Raw genomic sequence first — 16,589 nt, 5'->3', positions numbered from 1 at the left:
CAGTTCAACGACGGCTTGGCGCCTGCCGTTGCCGAGGAAAAACTTAACGCAGTGTCCGGGATCAGTTGACCACTACATAACGAACCGCGCTGTTCCCATCAAACTCAGCCTCACCACGCTCTCTGCACTCCCAGCCAGAAAGTCCAACCACCTCACGAACGAGGCTTTGGTAATCGACGGTCATGGCCCGATCGTCGAAATGAACCATCGCATCGCTCGAGTCGCAGCAAAGGCAACGCTTTGTCTTCCTCACAACTTTGTTCCTTAAGGAGATTACTGGACGGCGGCACTCATCTCGGCACGTCGCGAATTTATCCTTAAAGGCTCGATTGAACAGCGAATAAGCGTACCAAGATGCGTCGTGCGCAGCAGCCAGCCGGCCAATAGCACCCAGCTCTGCAACGCCTCAACCTGCTCCAGCCACCACCCCCATCACCCTAGCCCGCTCCTCCCCCGACATCCGATAAAACGCCACCAACAAACGCGCCTCATCATCATCCTCACTATAAAAATACGAAGCCGGCAGCCGCAGCACCGCAGCAATTTGCCTCACCATCTCCGGGTTCGGCACATGCTTGTCCTTCTCATACTGATTCATCCGCGCGCTAGCCGACGCCGGCTCTATCCCCGCCTCGATCCCCAACTGCTCCTGGGAGATCCCTGCCGCTTTCCGTGCTTCCTTCAACCGCTTGCTGAACGTGCTCATTTTTTAGCCGCGTAAAGGCTAAGAGATTCTTAGATTCACGTTGACCGCATACTAAGACTTCCTTAGTATTCGGCAGAATCTGTGCTTTCTTGAGGGAAAGGACGCCTGGGCGCAGTCATGATGGAAGGCTGCGTCATTGCCTTTTTAGGCGAGAAGCGAGGCGGTTTGATGCCGGGCTTCCGCAAGGATTAGCTGCTGTGAATATCGATAAGTACCTACGCAAGCTGCAAAACGAGCTTCAGCAGTTCATCGGTTCTGGCGAGCCGGTGGAGGATGAGTTGCTTCAGGATTGGCAGACGATGCTGGGCATCGTGATCCTTGAAGTGGAGGCGTTGAGAGGGGCGTTTCAGGCTGCGGCCGACGTGCACGATGGGATGGCGCTGATGGCCAAACTGTTGGATTCGGCGCATACGGATCAGCTGCCGGCGGACGAGGTTCGGTGCCTGATTGAACCGTTGCGGGAGCGGTTGGGTGCGGTGATTGAGGATGCTCGGCAGGCGCTTTAGGCCGGCGATTTTACTGTGGATAACTTGGTAGGGGTGGGTGGACTAGGCGCCTGTGGAAAATCTCTAAGCGCGTGTTGTGGATATTTTTACCAACAACGCAAAGCCTCCTAAAAGATGGACCGAAACCAAGTTATCCACATGTATAACTCATTGATGTTAATAGTTTTTCCTGCACAACCGCAGCGTTCTTTTCGCGGGCAGAGCCCGCTCCCACACATAAATTGGCGGCCAAACGGGCTGTGGGTAACTACCCCAAACATCACGCCTTGAGCCGCCGCCTCAACCCCATCAACACCCCCGTCATCCACCACAAATGCCCCGCCACCGCTCCCCCCACCACCACGACCAAACAGAACGCCACCCGCGCCGAGTCGTACATCGCGTACGCCCCCAGCCCTCTCTCGCGCGCCACTCCAAACGCGTGCCAAATGATCTCCAACACATCCGGCAAGAACACCAGCACCACCATCAATCCCATCGCCGCCAACGGCAGGCACCGGCCGAACAGGGCTGCCTCGACCACGGCCAAGGGCTCATGCCGATCGTGAATCGGCACACTCAACCGAGTGGCGTGGTTGATCTCCTGGTACCAGGCGCCGTAGAGAATCGCGACCACGGCCATCAGCAGGCTGGCCGCCGAGATGGCGTCGCTCATGGCACGTACACCGCCGGGGTGGCGCCCAGCTCTGTGCACAAGCGGTCGTAGGAGGATTTGGTGATTTCGTAGGTGGACACGCTGCCGCGCTTTTTGCTGACGGAGGCGAGGGTGCCGTCGAGGGTGGCGAGTTTTTTGTTGAGTTCTTCGATCACGTTGACGCTGCTCATGGTCACCAGGTACGGGCCGGTGGCGGTTTGGGCGGTGGCGGCTTCGAGTACCACTACCAGGGTGGCGTCGATGGCGTCGCGCAGCAGGTATTGGTATTTGGAGATGATGGAGCGCAGCAGGCCGCGGCTTTCGCTGGGGGTGGTCTGGAAGATTTTGCTGACGGTCTGTTCGTCGGGGATGCGCCGGCCGAAGACGTTTTCTATCAGCAGGAAGAGGCGGTATTCGTGGATGTCGGTGCCGCGCTTGAAGGCTTTCTGGCCGCGCATCATGGCCAGGTATTCCTGCAGGGCCGAGGTGCCGTAGCCGGCCAGGGCGCTGGGCAGTTGCGCCGCTGGGCAGCCGATGATGCGTGCCAGTTCGGCGATGTCGTGGGGGTCCAGGTTGAGGTCGAATTCGATGCGCATCCGTTGTGCTCCGTGTGGTCATGGGTGGCGGGCTGATGCCCGGTGGTCATGTTCAACAGGCCGGATGGTTGAAGCTGTAGGACTTTTCCGAAGCGCTTTATTTAATTTCCGATGGCTTGTCTGAATTCTTCTTCATTGACGCCATCATCTTGACATCACCGCCGCCAGTCCTTTACAAAGCCGCCTCATTCAAAAAACCAAGAGCCAGGGATGTCGGCCTGTTTGAAGATTTTTACCCCACGCCAATGGCTGCTCGGGGTGCTGCTGGGTCTGTTGGCGGTGATGGACCCGTTCGGTGTCACCTCTTCCAGCGACGCTGTTTCCGCCAAGTGGCTGAACCGGGTGGCCGCGCACTTCTACCCCACGCAAGGCCAGCAGCAGGTGGCGGTGGTGTTGATCGATGATGCGTATCTCGATAGCCACGACACGTATTGGCCGCTGCCCTATGACGAGCAGAGCAAACTGTTCAAGCGCTTGTTGGCGGCCAAGCCGCGCGCGGTGTTCGTTGACCTGATGTTCAGCCACGACCACTCCGGGGGCGACCCGGCCCGCAGCCCTGAGTTGCTGGCGAATGTGTTCGAGCGTTTTCAACGCCAGGGCATTCCTTTGTACGTGGCCAACTCCGGGCGCAAGGCCGGTGATGCGACGGAGGCGAACGCGCGCGGGCCTTTGGTGGCGGTGACGCAGCCGGCGCTGGTGAGCTGGAGCGAGCAGAGCGACCAGTACCCGCTGGCGCTGGCCACGGGCCTGGGGCTGATGGAGACCCCGGCCATGGCGCTGTACCGCCACTACTGCCAGGGGCGGGCTTGTGCCGGGTTGCCGAAGGATGTGCAGGCGGCCAGCGAGGCGTCGCCCATCGCCGTGCAGTGGGGTAATGAGCCGCCCGCGCAGCAAGCGCTGGTGTCGCGCCTGGGCAATTGCAACACGGGCCAGGCGTCGCTGCTGGGCGCCATTGGCGAGTTTTTCGAAGGGCTTATTGCCAAGCGCAAAGGCTCGGACAAGGGCCGTTGCCCCTACACTCTGACCCTCAATGCCAGCGACCTGGAAGCCAACAGTGCGGAAGACCGCGAGCTGGTGCGCTCGCTGCTGCAGGACCGCCTGGTGCTGGTGGGGGCGGATATCACCTCGGCTAACGACGTGGTGACCTCGCCCGTGCACGGCAGCATCCCGGGCGTGTACCTGCACGCCATGGCGCTGGATAACCTGATCAGCAAGGGCATGAGCTACAACCATGACCCTGACTCAATGCCCATAGGCGGGTTCGAGGTGACGTGGGTAGACGCCATTGAGCTGACGCTGCTGGTGCTGATTGCCGTGCTGAAGAAACTCACGGGCGATAGGGAATCTGCCAGGCACTTTCCGGCCTGGGCCAAGCACTGGCACAGGCGGCTGCACAACCGTACGTTGGGCACCTGGTCCGCCTTCGTGGCCTTGGTCCTGCTGCTCACTGGCGTGCTGTATCTGCTGCACATAACCCCGGCGAACGTGCTGGGTATCGGCACGCTGTCGCTCGCGCTGTTCGGCGACAAGGTCGACCAATTTTTCTCCAAACCCCCTGCTCCAGAAAAAGGAAATCAAGGATGAACAAAGTCATCGTCATGCTGCTGGCTGCGGTGTTCAGCCAAGGCGCCGCGGCTGCCGCCCAGACCGTGGAGGGCTTCCTGGCCGACCCGGTGGCGATCATGGATGCCCAGGGCAAGCAGGTGGGTGAGTTGCCGCTCAAGGATGCGCCCAAGCCGCCGCTGCCGGTGCTGCAGTACAACGAAGGCCTGGACCAGGTGCAGGTGGAGCTGGCGGGCAAGCTGGTGTGGCTGGACACCCAGGACCTGCGCATGAACCCCACCAAGGTAGTGAAGCTGGGCTGCAAGGACATGAAGACCGGCCTGCCGGCCAGCAAGGAGAACAACTCCACCATCGGCTACGGCGGCTGCAAGGAATGATGGCCCGTAGCGCCATGGCGTGCCTGGTCACGGGCCTGCTCAGCGGTTGCGGCACCCTGAAAGGCGCGCCCGATGCGGTGCTGAACCTGGTGGGGCCTTCCACTCAAGCGCGGCTGCAAGGGCGTTATGTCGACGACGCCGAGGTGCGCCAGTACTACCGGCTGGACGCGCAACGGGTCAGCGCCCAGCGCCTGAGCTACGACGGCCGCAGCGTGCCGGCCGGCGACACCCGGCAGAACAACGTGGTGGACATTCCGATGCTGCAGGCCTACCTGCAGGGCATCGTCAACCGCCTGGCCAAGGGCTGGCCGGGCGAGGCGCCGCCGTTGCAAGTGCGGATCGTCGACAGCAATATTTTCGGGCCATCAGCCGATGCCTACGGCAACGTGTTCGTGCCGCTGGGCATGCTCGAGAGCGTCGAGAGCGAGGATGAAATCGCGGCCATGCTCGGCCATGAGATCAGCCACGTGCTGCTGCACCATCACGACCGCATGGCCGCGTTCAAGCAGCAGAAGGACATGGTGGTAGGGCTCGCGACCTCGGTGGTGGTGGGCAGCGTGGTCGCCGGCACCGGCGTGGACCGCAGCACCGGGCAGATGAAGTTTGTCAGCAAGGACCCGCTGCGCACCCAGAACACCATCAGCAAGACCATGATCTATGGCGCGCTGATCAACAGCTTCTCGGAAAACGTGTGGAGCACCGCCTGGGCGCGCACCCAGGAAGACCAGGCCGACCTGCTGGGCACCGACCTGATGATTCGCGCCGGTTACGCGCCGCGGGGGGCGAGCTATTCACTGGAGCGGCTGAACGACTACCAGGGCAAGCAGGCGCCGCTGCTCAGCAGCTTCCTCGCCGAGCGCAAAAGCGCCATGACGGAGTCGCTGACACAGCTGGACCTCAACCGCCTGACCAAGGAGCTCAATGCCTTCGTCAACGGTGGCCTGAGCACCAGCCTGCAGGCGGCCACCGGGTATTTCCAGCGCGTGCACATGTCGCCGCTGGACCGTGACGCAGAGCTACGCAGTTACCTGCAGCGCGAATACGCGCAACAGCGCCGTGCCCGTGTGGATAAGCGCAGCTGGCCAAAGGTGCGCGACGCTGCCCCGGTGGCGGTGGCCCTGCAGGCCTACCGCGACGCGAACGCGGTGCTGGTGGCGCTGGCCGGCAACGACCTGCGCGCCGCCGAAGCGGCCAATGCCAAGGCGTTGGCGTCGCCGGTGCGCGACCAGCCAGGCATTCGCCGCGCCTCATTCAGCCTGCACCTGGCCCAGGGCCGCAAGCAGGACGCCATCAAGGACCTGCTGGCCATCAAGGACTGGTCGCTGGCCAGCCCCGAGCTGTATGAGTTCATGGTTGCCTACCAACTGGGGCAGCACGAGCCCAGCAGCGCCCTGGCCACCATCGACAAAGGCGAGCGCGCGCTGGGCTCGCAGGAGCTGTTCATCATGCAGAAGCTTCAGGCGCACCAACAGTTGAAGGACACCGGGCAGGTGGAAAGCCTGCTGAAACAGTGCGAGCAGTACCCCTCGCAACGGCAGAGCTGCCAGAAGCTGGCACCCGCGAAAGCCTGACCTGAGCGCGGTGGCCAGGGCCTGGCCACCGCGCTTTTACTCCGCAACCACGCGGTTGCGCCCACTGGCCTTGGCGCGGTACAGCGCCCGGTCGCTGCGGCCCATCGCCGCCTCCGCCCCGCCATCGCCTTCGCGCAGGTCGCTGACGCCGATGCTCACTGTCAGCCCTATCACTTGCCCGCCATGCATCAATGGCGTCACCGCCAGCATTTCCTGCAAGCGCACGGCGAAGGCGCAGGCTTCGCGGCTGTGGGTGCCGCGTAGCAGTACGGCGAATTCTTCGCCGCCGATGCGCCCGGCGACGTCGGTCTTGCGCAGTTGGGCGCTGAGGATGCTGGCGAAGTGTTTTAGCGCCAGGTCGCCGGTGGCGTGGCCCCAGCGGTCGTTGATGTGTTTGAAGTGGTCGAGGTCGAGCATCAGCACGCAGGCGTTGTTCTGCTGGGCGTTGAGTTGTTGCATGAAGTGGCGGCGGTTGGGCAGTTGGGTGAGGAAGTCGATGCTGGCGTGGGCCTGCAGGTCGGCTTCCAGGCGCTTGCGCTCGGTGATGTCGGTGGTGGTGCCGATCATGCGCAGGGGGTTGCCGGCGGCGTCGCGGGCGACGACTTTGCCGCGGCTGTTGATCCATTTGTAGGTGCCGTCCTTGCAGCGGATGCGGTGTTCCACTTCGTAGGCGCTGGTGCGTTGCTGGAAGTGCGCCTGGATGGTGGCTTGCACAAAGGGCAGGTCGTCGGGGTGAACGCGGTTGTAGCTATCGCTCAGGTGCGGGGTGAGTTCGTGGGGCTCGTAGCCCAGCAGGGCTTTCCAGCCGGCGGAGTAGTGGATCTGGTTGTTGGCGACGTCGCGGTCCCACACGCCGGTGCCGCTGTTGTCGATGGCCAGGGCCAGGCGGGCCAGTTGCTGGCGGGTGGCGGCTTCCTGCTGTTCGGCCAGCAGGGCGGCGGCGGCCAGTTGCACCAGGTCGTGCATCAGTTGCAGTTCGCCGGGGTGCAGCTGCTGGCGGCCCAGCAGGATGAACGCGCCCAGGGGCTGGCCGGCGGCATCGAGGATGGGCGTGGTGCTGCGCGGCACTTCGGCGTCGCCGCGCGGCGCGGTGCCGCTGCTGGCGCGCAGCACGGGCTGGCCGTCGCGGGTGTGCATGAGCATGGCGCAGGCGACGGCGAACTGTCGTTGCGCCAAGCGCGTCAGGCCCTGGAAGCGCTCGTCTGCGGTCACGTCGGTCTGTGGGGGCTGTTCGCTATCAGCGTCCACGCTTGTCACCATGAAGAAGGCCTGGGGCCATCATCGCACAGGTTGGCGGGGGGGCAACCGTCTGTCCGACGGGTGTGCTTGCCGTTGCGCCGGCTGGGGGTGGTAGAGTCCTGCGCATCAACTGCAAGGAGTTACCCGTGGCGAGCAAAACCTATATCGAGAGTTCCCTGTCGACCGGCGAACAGGTCGAGGCTATTTTCAAGCTGCACTGGCTGAGCTGGGTGAATGTGTGGTTCTGGGTGCTGCTGGCGGTGCTGACCGTGGGCATCCTGTCGCCGGTGGCCATCTACAAGTGGCTGAGCCTGCGCTGCCAGGAGAATGGCGTGACCAACAAGCGGGTTATCCACAAGCGCGGGATCATCAGCCGCACCACGGACGAGATGAAGCTGTCGTCGATCGAGACCGTGGACCTGGACCAGACGGTGATGGGCCGGTTGCTGGGCTTCGGCACGGTGCGCATCACCGGCCGCGGCATCAGCGACCTGGTGCTGAAAGGCATCGACGACCCGTTGCAGGTAAAACGCCAGATCGAAGGCGTCAGCAACCCAGTGCGTTAAACCTTCCCCCGTAGCAGCTGCCGAAGGCTGCGTCCAAGGCCAGCCCCCATGCGCGGCGTATGGGACGCGGCCTGCGGCCGCTGCTACGGGGATGTGTAAATATAACGCGAATACGAATATGTTTTATTTACAACTTGTTACAATCCCTCTATCTTTCCGCACCCTCGTTCGCCCCTCTGCGGAAAACCCATGCTCACGTTCACCCCATCACGCCTGCATACCGCCCTGTTCTGTAGCACGTTCGTTACCTTGATGCCGCTGGCCCACGCGGCTGACATCACCTTGCCGTCCACCGCCGTGGACGCCGTTGCCGACGCCAATACGCAGACCAAAGAGCTGCCGTCCTACAAGCTGACGGCGCCGTTGATCGACACCCCGCGTTCGATCACGGTCATTCCGCAGGAAGTGATCAAGAAGAGTGGCGCCACCACCTTTACCGATGCCCTGCGCACGGTGCCGGGCATTACCTTCCTGGGCGGTGACGCGGCGGCCAACCCGTCGGCGGACCGGCCGGTGATTCGCGGCTTCGAGTCGCGCAACTCGATCTTCGTGGACGGCATGCGCGACACCGGCGTGCAGAACCGCGAAACCTTCGATGTGGAGCGCATCAGCGTGATCAAGGGCCCGGACTCGGTGTACGCCGGGCGCGGTGCGGTGGGCGGCAGCATCGACATTGAGACCAAGACGCCGAAGCTGGTGGACTCGCTGGACGCCAGCGTTGGCGTGGGTACCGATTCCTACAAGCGCACCACCCTGGACGTGAACCGGGTGATCGACGACAGCACCGCCTTCCGCCTCAACGTGATGGGCCACGACGCCGACCAGCCGGGGCGCACCGATGTGTTCAGCAAGCGCTGGGGCATCGCGCCGTCCATCGCGTTCGGGCTGGGCCAGCCGACCACGGTCACGCTCAGCTATTACCACTTGTCCACCGACGACATGCCGGACTTCAGCGTGCCGTTCCACGCTGCCGGTGGCACCCCAGCGTCGGAGATCAGCCGCTCGCAGTTCTACGGCCTGAAGGACCGCGACTACCGCCGTGGCCAGACCGACACCGGCGAGATCCGCGTGGAGCACGAGCTGGACGACAACTGGAAGGTGAAGAACACCACCACCTACGGCCGCTCGACCCTGGACTACATCGCCACCAACCCGCAGTTCGTCAGCTCCACGTCCAACCAGTTGCAGTTGCAGGCCAAGAGCGGCAAGTACGCCACCAACACCCTGGCCAACCAGACCGAGCTGACCGGCCAGACCTCGCTGTTCGGCCTGGACAACACCGTGACCACCGGCATCGAGCTGAGCCACGAGAAGAGCCAGTACGAGGGCTACCTGGTGGCCGACAGCACCGGCAAGAACATCCGCACCGGCGGCAGCTGCGCGGTGGCCGGCAATTGCACCTATATCGGCCAGTGGGACCCGGACATGGACTGGACCGGCACCTCGACGCTGAACGGTGACAGCTTCCCCGGCAAGCCCACCTATACCACCACTAACACGGCATCGGCCTACGCTTTCGACAGCCTGAAGCTGTCGGAACAATGGCTGCTGAACACCGGCGTGCGCCTGGATTACTACAACATCCAGGCCGAGCAGTCGGGCGCTGCCGACCTGCAGAACATCGCTAACCTGTTCAGCTACCAGGTGGGCCTGGTGTACAAGCCGGTCAGCAACCTGAGCCTGTATACCTCCTATGGCACCTCGGCCAACCCGCCGGGCGCCAACGGTGGCCTGGGCGGTGGCAGCGACCAGCTGACCGCCACCAACAATGACCTGTCGCCGGAGCGCAGCCGCAACATCGAGGTGGGCGCCAAGTGGGACGTGCTGGACAGTCGCCTGTCGCTGACCTCGGCGATTTTCCAGACCGACAAGACCAATGCCCGTGTCAGCGATGGCCTGGGCGGCATCGTCAACGCCGGTTCCCAGCGCGTGCGCGGCGTGGAGCTGGGCGCAGCGGGCGACCTGACCAGCAACTGGCGCGTGTTCGGTGGCTATTCCTACCTGGACGCGGTGACCACCGACGCCGGCCCGTCCAACCCTACCGGCAACGGCCTGCCGATGGTGATGGTGCCCAAGCACAACGTCACCCTGTGGACCTACTACGACATCAACCCGGACTGGACCGTGGGCGCCGGCATGAAAGCCTCCAGCCTGACCTACGCCTCGGTCAGCGCGACGACGAAGAAATGGACCCCGGGCTACTCGGAATTCGACGCGATGACGTCCTACAAGATTTCCAAGTCCATGGACGTGCAGCTGAACCTGAAGAACCTGTTCGACCGCAAGTACTTTGCCTCCTCGTACCCCATCTACGCCACCTGGGCAGAGGGGCGTTCGGCGCAAGTGACGCTGAACTTCCACTACTGACCGCCGCTGTATGAAAACGCCACTCGCCTGAGTGGCGTTTTCATTTGTGCGTGGTGCAACTGGCCCTGCCCTGCCCGGTCTCTGTACTATGCGTGCTGTTTTGTGCGCCTTTGCTGCGTCAACCCCTCACTCATTCTGTTGGGTAACTGATCATGAAGCGTCTGCTTTCCCTGTTGTGTGTATTGGCTGGTTTCCACCTTTCCATCGCCATGGCCGATGCCCCTGCGTCGGCCCAGCAAACCACCCAGAGTTTCTACGCCTGGTACCTGAAGCGGCTCAGCGACGACAAGGTGCCGCTGGATGACAACCCGCAGCAGATGCAGCAGTACGTGGCCGACAGCCTGATCAAGTCGATCGACAAGCAGGCCAAGAGCGAGGACGGGCTGGACGAGGATTACTTCATCAAGTCCCAGGACTACGATGATTCCTGGCTGACCCATATCCAGGTCACCGAGACGGCCGCCAAGGGCGCGACCGCCCAGGAAAACGTGGTGCTGGGCACCACCCAGGACAACAGCCAGGTGCTGAAGGTGACGCTGGCCAAGGACAAGGACAGCTGGAAGATCACTGCGGTGGAGATTGTTCCTACCGAGCAGTGATGTTTCCGGTTGGCGGCGGTGCATGGGACGCGGCCTTTGGCCGCTGCTACGGGGCGGCGTCTTGCGCGGGCGGTGTGCCAGGCGGACCGCGGCGAGTGGGACGCGGCCTTCGGCCGCTGCTACGGGGTGGCGTCTTGTGCGGGCGGTGTGCCAGGCGGACCGCGGCGTCGGGGACGCGGCCTTCGGCCGCTGCTACGGGGCGCCGGGCCGTAGCAGCTGCCGCTAGGCGGCGTCTTGCGCAGGTGGTGTGCCAGGCGGGTCGCGGCGAGTGGGACGCGGCCTGCGGCCGCTGCTACGGGGGCGGTGTGTTAGGCGGGCTCAGTCTTCCTGGATCTGGTAGTGCTTGAACGACTTCACCACCGCGTCGAACGCCTGGCCATCGGCCTGCTGGTGCTGGGCATCGGTGCGCAGCCGCAGGGTGTAGTTGATACCGTCGTCCGGGCCGGTGCTGCGGTATTCGACGATCACCCGGCGCACCGCCTGGCTGTCGCTCCACTGGGCCTGTTCGGCGGGCTGCGCGTCCAGCACCACGGGTGAGCGCTGCACGCCGCCCGGCTCCACTTCCGACAATTCGCTGTCCATCACCGCCCGGGTGCTGCCCAGCATGGCTGCGTCGTAACCGGCGTTGACGGTGATCTCGCGGTCGCCGCCCAAAGGGATCAGCACACCGTCATCCGTACCGCTGCCCTGGTAGGCCGTGGGCACCCCAGGCATTACGCCAAAGCCGAAAGCAATATTTTGATACTCGATTTGGCCGTCGAGTTTCACCATACCGTCTACCATTTCCTGCTGGGCCGCGCTTAGGGCAATCATTTCCCCTGCACCTGCCGGCATTACCACGCCTACCATCAGGCTGGTGAACAAAGCCAGCGACGTGGCCCCCAAACGAAGATGCAAATGCAGCATGGCGCGGAACGTCCTGTGCGAATGAGGATCCGATAGTACCCCAGGCGCACCGCGGTCGTGCAGAGGTCATGGGCGATGGGCCAAGCGGCGGCCGGCATGATTCATACGCCGGCTGGCCCATTTTGGATACAATAACGACATGTGTTTCGCCTCAGGTTTCGCCCACAAGCAATTGGCCATGCATTCCTGAGCTTACGGTGCACAGCCCCCGGAACAGTTCTCAGGAAAAACGGCAAAAAAATGACCGCTTCATTCACCGCTCAAGATCTTGCTGGCAAGAAGATTGACGTGCCGCTGGTTTCCATAATCGCGCCCTGCTACAACGCGGAAAAATTCCTCGAGGCCTCCCTCAAGAGCATTTTCGCGCAAGACTACCCAAATTTCGAAGTCATCGTGGTAGACGATGGCTCCAGCGACAACAGCGTGGCAATGCTCAAGGAGCTGCAGAAAACCTACGACTTCCAGCTCTACACTCAAGCCAACCAAGGTGTCAGCGCCGCGCTGAACACCGGCCTGAGCCATGCCCGCGGGGTATACGTTTCTACCCCCGATCTTGACGACATCATGCTGCCCGAATCGGTGCGCTTGCGCGCCGAATACCTGAACACCCATCCTGAAGTAGGTTGCGTGGGGGCGCTGATCATCTACATGGACAGCCAGGGCAACGACACCAAGCGCCAGCGCACCATGCCCCTGCGCCGCCTGAGCCTCAACGAGATCATCAGTGGCGCCATCGTGATGGGCGCGCCTGTTTCGCTGTACCGCATGGAGGCACTGAAAAAGGCCGGTTTCTACGACCCGGACATCAAGGTGCAGGATTTCCAGATTACTTTGCGCGTTGCCAGCCAAGGCTATGAGGTGCACCAACTGCCGGTGCACGTGACTCGCTACCGCCGCCACCCGCAGAACCTGTCACGCCGCTACCGCACGCTGCTGGAGGCGGACCTGAAGGCGCTGGCCCCCTACCGTGCTCACCCCGGCTACGAGCAAGGACGTACCGTGTCGATCAACAAGGCCCTCAAGTACGCGGTGGTGGCCAACAAGAGTGAAGCCTGGCGGTTGATTTTTACCATTCCGCTCAAGCAGTGGAACAAGGTGACGCTACGCCGCCTGAAACGCCTTGTGTTCAGCCGCAACAAGCGTTGATGTGTGCAATTGATCGAACGAGTACGCGATGAAGTTTTTCAAGAAGCTCAAGGCTAACAAAGAGCGCAAGCGCATCCGCGCCCTGGACCCCATCCTGCAGGGCAACGAACGCCTGAAGCGCCGCTACCCGCGGTACACCATCGGCGTGGGCTCGTATGGCGAACCCGAAGTGGTCAAGTTCGGCAACGACACCACCTTCACGGTGGGCTCGTACTCTTCCATTGCCGAGGAAGTCACGGTGCTGCTGGGCGGCGGGCACCGTACCGACTGGGTCAGCAGCTTCCCCTTCCCGGCCTTCCTGCCGGGGCTGGAAGGCGCCGGCGAATACAATCCGTCCAAGGGCGACGTGGTGATCGGCAGCGACTGCTGGATCTGCCGCGGGGTCACCATTTTGTCCGGCGTGACCATCGGCCACGGTGCGGTGGTGGCGGCGGGCGCGATGGTGACCCGCGACGTGCCGCCCTACGCAGTGGTGGGCGGCAACCCGTGCAAGTTCATCCGCTGGCGCTTCGAAGAGCCTATTCGCGAGCGCCTGCTCGCCAGCGCCTGGTGGGACTGGCCGCTGGACGAGGTGAAGCAGGCAGCGCGCTACCTGTGCAGCAACGACACCGAAGCCTTCCTGGCCTACAGCGACAGCCGCCAGGCCCACAAACAACAAGCCCCGCTATAAGCGGGGCCTGTTGATCATGCGTTGCCAGCCAATCAGAAGATGTTGATTGGGTAGTCGACGAACACGCGTACTTCGTTACCGCTGACGTTGTAGGCGCTGACGTTGTCAGACACGCGCAGGATCGAGCTGCGCACGCGCAGGGTCAGGTCCTTCGCCGGGCCTTGCTGCACCACGTACTGCAGCTGGTTGAAGATTTCGCGCTCGGTACCACCGGTGGCGTCGCCCGCGGTGATGTTGTCGCCGCGCACGTAGGCGAACTTGTAGGTCAGGCCCGGCACGCCGTAGGCGCCGAAGTCCAGGCCGTAGGCCAGCTGCCACGAACGCTCGTCTTCACCGTTGAAGTCCGACCAGTAGGAGTTGGTCAGGTAGATGGACGTACCACCGTCGCCGACGCCGCCTTTACGCTGGTAGCCACCATAGCTGTAGCCAGTGCTGCCGGTGCTGCTCTGGTGCGCGACCATGAACGAGTGCGGGCCCACGGCGTAGGTGGCCGCCAGGCTCCAGATGGTGTTGGCGTCGCCGTCCAGGCCAGCCTTCGCGACCTGTTGCTTGTCGATCTCGGACTTGTAGCCGTTGAAGTCCAGGGTCAGGGACTGATCCTTCTGGATCGGCAGCACGTAGGTCATGCCCAGGTACTGCTTCTTCATCACGTTTTCGATGGTGGTGCCGTACAGCGACGCCTTGAAGTTGTCGTTGAAGGCATAGCTGCCGCCGTAGACGTTCAGGCTTTTCAGCTCACCGCTGTCACGACCTTCGGCGCTCTTCTGCGCTTCTTCGGTGAAGTGACCGACGTTCAGCTCCAGGCCCTTGATCTCTTTCGAAGTGATCATGGTACCGGTGAAGCTTTCCGGCAGCAGGCGGCTGTTGTCGTAGCTCAGCACTGGCAGCGACGGCATCTGGTCGCCGTACTTCAGCACGGTGTTGGAGAAGCGGAACTTCACCGCGGCGCCGGCGCGAGCCAGGTCGCTGGCAGGCGAACCGTCGCTGCCCTGGCGGAAGAAGTCGATACCGCCAGCGCCGCTGCGGCTGTCGGATTGTTCCAGGTTCTTGGCGTACAGGCCAAAGGCGTCGACGCCCACGCCCACGGTGCCCTGGGTGAAGCCGGAAGTGAAGGTGCCAATGAAGGCCTGGCCCCACTCGGACTTGTCGTCGTTGTGGTTCTTGTAATCACGGTTAATGTAGGCGTTGCGCACCAGCACCGACAGGTGGCTGTCTTCGACAAAGCCTTTTGCATCGTCTTGATCGCTGGCCATGGCCTGGGTGCTGCCGATCAGGCCAAGGGCGATCAGACCGATACTTTTGTTCAACATCTTGTTTTCCTTATTGCTGGTTAAGACGCCCCGCCCAGTAAGTTTTCCCCGACGCTAGACGCAAAGGCCCGCGTGCACGAATGCAACGCGGGCCTTATCGAATACTGGACAGGTGGCTGTTCGCCACAGGCGTTGGGCGGAATCCTAGCGGGGGGCCAGCGCAAGTGTCAATTTACAAGAAGTTCGGGGGTTATAACCAGATTTGCAACAGGAGGGGGAGGCTCCATGCCTCATGGCACTGCGTCGTCGTGACGACTTTGCAACTAGTGGTGGAAGGAGCCCAGCAGCGCTTCGAGTTCCGCCTGGCTGAGCAGGCCTGCCGGGTAGCGCTCGCTGAGCACCTGAAGGGGGTCTGCCTTTTGAATCTTGATACTGCCGTTGCATTTCAACCACTGCGCCACACGCTGCAGGGACTCTGCAGTGATAGACGATGGATGCGAAGCCGGCTCACTGACTGCGTTCATATCGACACCTTTTTCCCGGATCCGTGAGCGGCAAACTTACCCACGCTTTATGACAGTACGATTGACACGTACCGGCATTTAAGCCGTTGTATCCGATACAAAACCTGTGCCACGCAAGCCGGACATTTCCGCATAGATACAAAAAACCCGTCACATGACGGGTTCTTCATTTGACTCTTCGATCAGCCTTTAAACGGCGCCGGCTGTTGCTGAGTCAGGCAGTGAATATTGCCACCGCCCAGCAGCAGTTCGCGACCCGGCACCATGATCACCTCATGATCGGGGAAGATGCGCTGCAAGATGGCCTTGGCTTCGTCATCTTTGGGGTCGTCGAAGCTTGGCGCGATGATGCCGCCGTTGACGATCAGGAAGTTGACGTAGGAGCCTGCCAGGCGCACGGAAGGGTTGCGTTCCTGGGTACCAGCCACCGGATCGACGCCCGCGCATTCGTCTTCGGTTGCATACAAAGGGCCGGGGATCGGCATCTTGTGCACCACAAAGGTGCGGCCTTTGGCGTCCTTGGTGTGCTCCAGCACGCTCATGGCTGCGCGGCAGCGGCTGTAGTTGGGGTCATTGGAATCATCGGTCCAGGCCAGTAACACTTCGCCCGGGCGCACGTAACAGCAGAAGTTGTCGACGTGGCCGTCGGTTTCGTCGTTGTACAGGCCGTCGGGCAGCCAGACGATGGTGTCCACCGCCAGGTGGTCGCGCAGCACGCCCTCGATTTCCTCACGGGTGAGGTGCGGGTTGCGGTTGCGGTTGAGCAGGCATTCCTCAGTGGTCACCAGGGTGCCTTCGCCGTCCACATGGATGGAGCCGCCTTCGAGCACGAAGCCTTCGGTGTGGTAGCGGTTGCAGCGTTCGATCTCCAGCACCTTGCTGGCCAGCTGCTCGTCACGGTTCCACGGCGAGTACAGCCCGCCGTCGAAGCCGCCCCAGGCATTGAAGCCCCAGTCCACGCCGCGCACTTCGCCCTGGTCGTTGATGACGAAGGTCGGGCCGGTGTCGCGCACCCAGGCGTCGTCGTTGCTGATTTCCACCACGCGGATGTTCGGCGCGTCCAGGCGTGCACGAGCGTTGTCGTACTGGCCGGCGGAGACGGCGACGGTCACCGGCTCGAAACGGGCGATGGCCTTGGCCAGGGCCACGTGGGCAGCCTGCACCGGCTTGCCGCCCAGGCGCCAGTTGTCCGGGCGCTCGGGCCAGACCATCCACACCTGGGTTTGCGGAGCCCATTCGGCAGGCATGTGGAAGCCGTCAGCGCGTGGGGTAGTGGTTAGCGTGGTCATGGCGGGTCAGACTCCTGGGCCCCTTCGGGGGCGTTCAGCAAATCGATAAATATCTGAATAAAGATAAAGTAAATTCAGGA

At 62.6% G+C, this 16,589-nt stretch carries 18 protein-coding genes; 10 read left to right on the top strand and 8 right to left on the bottom strand.

What is annotated here, in order from left to right; genetic code table 11:
- A partial coding sequence (locus ACWKWX_RS16330; protein ID WP_483828297.1) for a hypothetical protein occupies nucleotides 1–268 on the top strand: 268 nt, incomplete at its 5' end.
- A 138-nt stretch (nucleotides 269–406) separates the two neighbouring features.
- On the opposite strand, the gene ACWKWX_RS16325 is transcribed toward ACWKWX_RS16330, so the two are convergent.
- A complete protein-coding gene (locus tag ACWKWX_RS16325) occupies nucleotides 407–706 on the bottom strand; it encodes a helix-turn-helix domain-containing protein (RefSeq protein WP_483828296.1) in 300 nt (99 codons plus the stop codon).
- Between the two features lie 197 nt (nucleotides 707–903).
- Here ACWKWX_RS16325 and ACWKWX_RS16320 point away from each other — a divergent pair, with 197 nt between their 5' ends.
- Complete coding sequence (locus ACWKWX_RS16320) at nucleotides 904–1,212, top strand: hypothetical protein (RefSeq protein WP_483828295.1); 309 nt, start codon at nucleotides 904–906, stop codon at nucleotides 1,210–1,212.
- 259 nt (nucleotides 1,213–1,471) lie between these two features.
- Here ACWKWX_RS16320 and ACWKWX_RS16315 read toward each other — a convergent pair whose 3' ends face one another.
- Nucleotides 1,472–1,867: a hypothetical protein gene (locus ACWKWX_RS16315; protein ID WP_483828294.1), complete on the bottom strand. Its 396-nt coding sequence runs from the start codon at nucleotides 1,865–1,867 to the stop codon at nucleotides 1,472–1,474.
- Nucleotides 1,864–2,442: a hypothetical protein gene (locus ACWKWX_RS16310; protein ID WP_483828293.1), complete on the bottom strand. Its 579-nt coding sequence runs from the start codon at nucleotides 2,440–2,442 to the stop codon at nucleotides 1,864–1,866. The genes ACWKWX_RS16315 and ACWKWX_RS16310 overlap by 4 nt, the downstream gene beginning before the upstream one ends.
- Nucleotides 2,443–2,652: 210 nt before the next feature.
- Between ACWKWX_RS16310 and ACWKWX_RS16305 the strand changes: the two genes are divergently transcribed.
- The 3 genes from ACWKWX_RS16305 to ACWKWX_RS16295 are packed head-to-tail and all read left to right on the top strand — an operon-like array spanning nucleotide 2,653 to nucleotide 5,953.
- Nucleotides 2,653–4,026: a CHASE2 domain-containing protein gene (locus ACWKWX_RS16305; protein ID WP_483828292.1), complete on the top strand. Its 1,374-nt coding sequence runs from the start codon at nucleotides 2,653–2,655 to the stop codon at nucleotides 4,024–4,026.
- On the top strand, nucleotides 4,023–4,382 hold the full coding sequence (locus ACWKWX_RS16300) for a hypothetical protein (RefSeq protein ID WP_483828291.1): 360 nt from the start codon (nucleotides 4,023–4,025) through the stop codon (nucleotides 4,380–4,382). The genes ACWKWX_RS16305 and ACWKWX_RS16300 overlap by 4 nt, the downstream gene beginning before the upstream one ends.
- Nucleotides 4,382–5,953, top strand: a complete 1,572-nt coding sequence (locus ACWKWX_RS16295; protein WP_483828303.1) for a M48 family metallopeptidase — start codon at nucleotides 4,382–4,384, stop codon at nucleotides 5,951–5,953. Before ACWKWX_RS16300 ends, ACWKWX_RS16295 begins: the two co-directional genes overlap by 1 nt.
- Before the next feature lie 36 nt (nucleotides 5,954–5,989).
- Here the strand turns inward: ACWKWX_RS16295 and ACWKWX_RS16290 are convergent, their stop codons facing one another.
- Nucleotides 5,990–7,201 (bottom strand): sensor domain-containing diguanylate cyclase, encoded by a 1,212-nt coding sequence (locus ACWKWX_RS16290; protein WP_473005107.1) that lies wholly within the window; start codon nucleotides 7,199–7,201, stop codon nucleotides 5,990–5,992.
- A 137-nt stretch (nucleotides 7,202–7,338) separates the two neighbouring features.
- Here ACWKWX_RS16290 and ACWKWX_RS16285 point away from each other — a divergent pair, with 137 nt between their 5' ends.
- The 3 genes from ACWKWX_RS16285 to ACWKWX_RS16275 all read left to right on the top strand — a co-directional run bounded on the left by ACWKWX_RS16285 (nucleotide 7,339) and on the right by ACWKWX_RS16275 (nucleotide 10,724).
- Nucleotides 7,339–7,758, top strand: coding sequence for a PH domain-containing protein (locus ACWKWX_RS16285; protein ID WP_416421959.1), 420 nt, complete (start codon nucleotides 7,339–7,341; stop codon nucleotides 7,756–7,758).
- A gap of 189 nt (nucleotides 7,759–7,947) precedes the next feature.
- Nucleotides 7,948–10,125 carry a TonB-dependent receptor gene (locus tag ACWKWX_RS16280; RefSeq protein WP_483828290.1) on the top strand — a complete coding sequence of 726 codons (2,178 nt, stop codon included), beginning with the start codon at nucleotides 7,948–7,950 and terminating at the stop codon, nucleotides 10,123–10,125.
- Between the two features lie 152 nt (nucleotides 10,126–10,277).
- Entirely contained in the window at nucleotides 10,278–10,724 is a 447-nt protein-coding gene (locus ACWKWX_RS16275) for a DUF3828 domain-containing protein (protein ID WP_416421957.1), read from the top strand.
- A 318-nt stretch (nucleotides 10,725–11,042) separates the two neighbouring features.
- Here ACWKWX_RS16275 and ACWKWX_RS16270 read toward each other — a convergent pair whose 3' ends face one another.
- Nucleotides 11,043–11,537 carry a hypothetical protein gene (locus ACWKWX_RS16270; protein ID WP_416421956.1) on the bottom strand — a complete coding sequence of 165 codons (495 nt, stop codon included), beginning with the start codon at nucleotides 11,535–11,537 and terminating at the stop codon, nucleotides 11,043–11,045.
- Nucleotides 11,538–11,870: 333 nt separating this feature from the next.
- Here ACWKWX_RS16270 and ACWKWX_RS16265 point away from each other — a divergent pair, with 333 nt between their 5' ends.
- Both ACWKWX_RS16265 and ACWKWX_RS16260 read left to right on the top strand, forming a co-directional pair.
- The gene (locus ACWKWX_RS16265) at nucleotides 11,871–12,776 is read left to right on the top strand and encodes a glycosyltransferase family 2 protein (RefSeq protein ID WP_473005105.1); all 906 of its coding nucleotides are present in this window, start codon (nucleotides 11,871–11,873) and stop codon (nucleotides 12,774–12,776) included.
- Between the two features lie 28 nt (nucleotides 12,777–12,804).
- Entirely contained in the window at nucleotides 12,805–13,446 is a 642-nt protein-coding gene (locus ACWKWX_RS16260; protein ID WP_483828289.1) for a CatB-related O-acetyltransferase, read from the top strand.
- A gap of 32 nt (nucleotides 13,447–13,478) precedes the next feature.
- On the opposite strand, the gene ACWKWX_RS16255 is transcribed toward ACWKWX_RS16260, so the two are convergent.
- The 3 genes from ACWKWX_RS16255 to aguA form a co-directional block, all read right to left on the bottom strand.
- Nucleotides 13,479–14,756, bottom strand: coding sequence for an OprD family porin (locus ACWKWX_RS16255; protein WP_483828288.1), 1,278 nt, complete (start codon nucleotides 14,754–14,756; stop codon nucleotides 13,479–13,481).
- A gap of 263 nt (nucleotides 14,757–15,019) precedes the next feature.
- Complete coding sequence (locus ACWKWX_RS16250) at nucleotides 15,020–15,220, bottom strand: hypothetical protein (protein WP_416421952.1); 201 nt, start codon at nucleotides 15,218–15,220, stop codon at nucleotides 15,020–15,022.
- A gap of 182 nt (nucleotides 15,221–15,402) precedes the next feature.
- Nucleotides 15,403–16,509, bottom strand: coding sequence for an agmatine deiminase (gene aguA, locus ACWKWX_RS16245; protein ID WP_416421951.1), 1,107 nt, complete (start codon nucleotides 16,507–16,509; stop codon nucleotides 15,403–15,405).
- Nucleotides 16,510–16,589: the final 80 nt, after the last annotated feature.

This window comes from Pseudomonas imperatae, assembly GCF_057128625.1.
This window is presented reverse-complemented; position numbering and strand designations above follow the sequence as displayed.

Coding starts and splice junctions, on each gene's coding strand:
- ACWKWX_RS16325 (WP_483828296.1), bottom strand. CDS start 706: ATGAGCACGTTCAGCAAGCGGTTGAAGGAAGCACGGAAAGCGGCAGGG.
- ACWKWX_RS16315 (WP_483828294.1), bottom strand. CDS start 1,867: ATGAGCGACGCCATCTCGGCGGCCAGCCTGCTGATGGCCGTGGTCGCG.
- ACWKWX_RS16310 (WP_483828293.1), bottom strand. CDS start 2,442: ATGCGCATCGAATTCGACCTCAACCTGGACCCCCACGACATCGCCGAA.
- ACWKWX_RS16305 (WP_483828292.1), top strand. CDS start 2,653: ATGTCGGCCTGTTTGAAGATTTTTACCCCACGCCAATGGCTGCTCGGG.
- ACWKWX_RS16300 (WP_483828291.1), top strand. CDS start 4,023: ATGAACAAAGTCATCGTCATGCTGCTGGCTGCGGTGTTCAGCCAAGGC.
- ACWKWX_RS16295 (WP_483828303.1), top strand. CDS start 4,382: ATGGCCCGTAGCGCCATGGCGTGCCTGGTCACGGGCCTGCTCAGCGGT.
- ACWKWX_RS16280 (WP_483828290.1), top strand. CDS start 7,948: ATGCTCACGTTCACCCCATCACGCCTGCATACCGCCCTGTTCTGTAGC.
- ACWKWX_RS16275 (WP_416421957.1), top strand. CDS start 10,278: ATGAAGCGTCTGCTTTCCCTGTTGTGTGTATTGGCTGGTTTCCACCTT.
- ACWKWX_RS16270 (WP_416421956.1), bottom strand. CDS start 11,537: ATGATTGCCCTAAGCGCGGCCCAGCAGGAAATGGTAGACGGTATGGTG.
- ACWKWX_RS16265 (WP_473005105.1), top strand. CDS start 11,871: ATGACCGCTTCATTCACCGCTCAAGATCTTGCTGGCAAGAAGATTGAC.
- ACWKWX_RS16260 (WP_483828289.1), top strand. CDS start 12,805: ATGAAGTTTTTCAAGAAGCTCAAGGCTAACAAAGAGCGCAAGCGCATC.
- ACWKWX_RS16255 (WP_483828288.1), bottom strand. CDS start 14,756: ATGTTGAACAAAAGTATCGGTCTGATCGCCCTTGGCCTGATCGGCAGC.
- ACWKWX_RS16250 (WP_416421952.1), bottom strand. CDS start 15,220: ATGAACGCAGTCAGTGAGCCGGCTTCGCATCCATCGTCTATCACTGCA.
- aguA (WP_416421951.1), bottom strand. CDS start 16,509: ATGACCACGCTAACCACTACCCCACGCGCTGACGGCTTCCACATGCCT.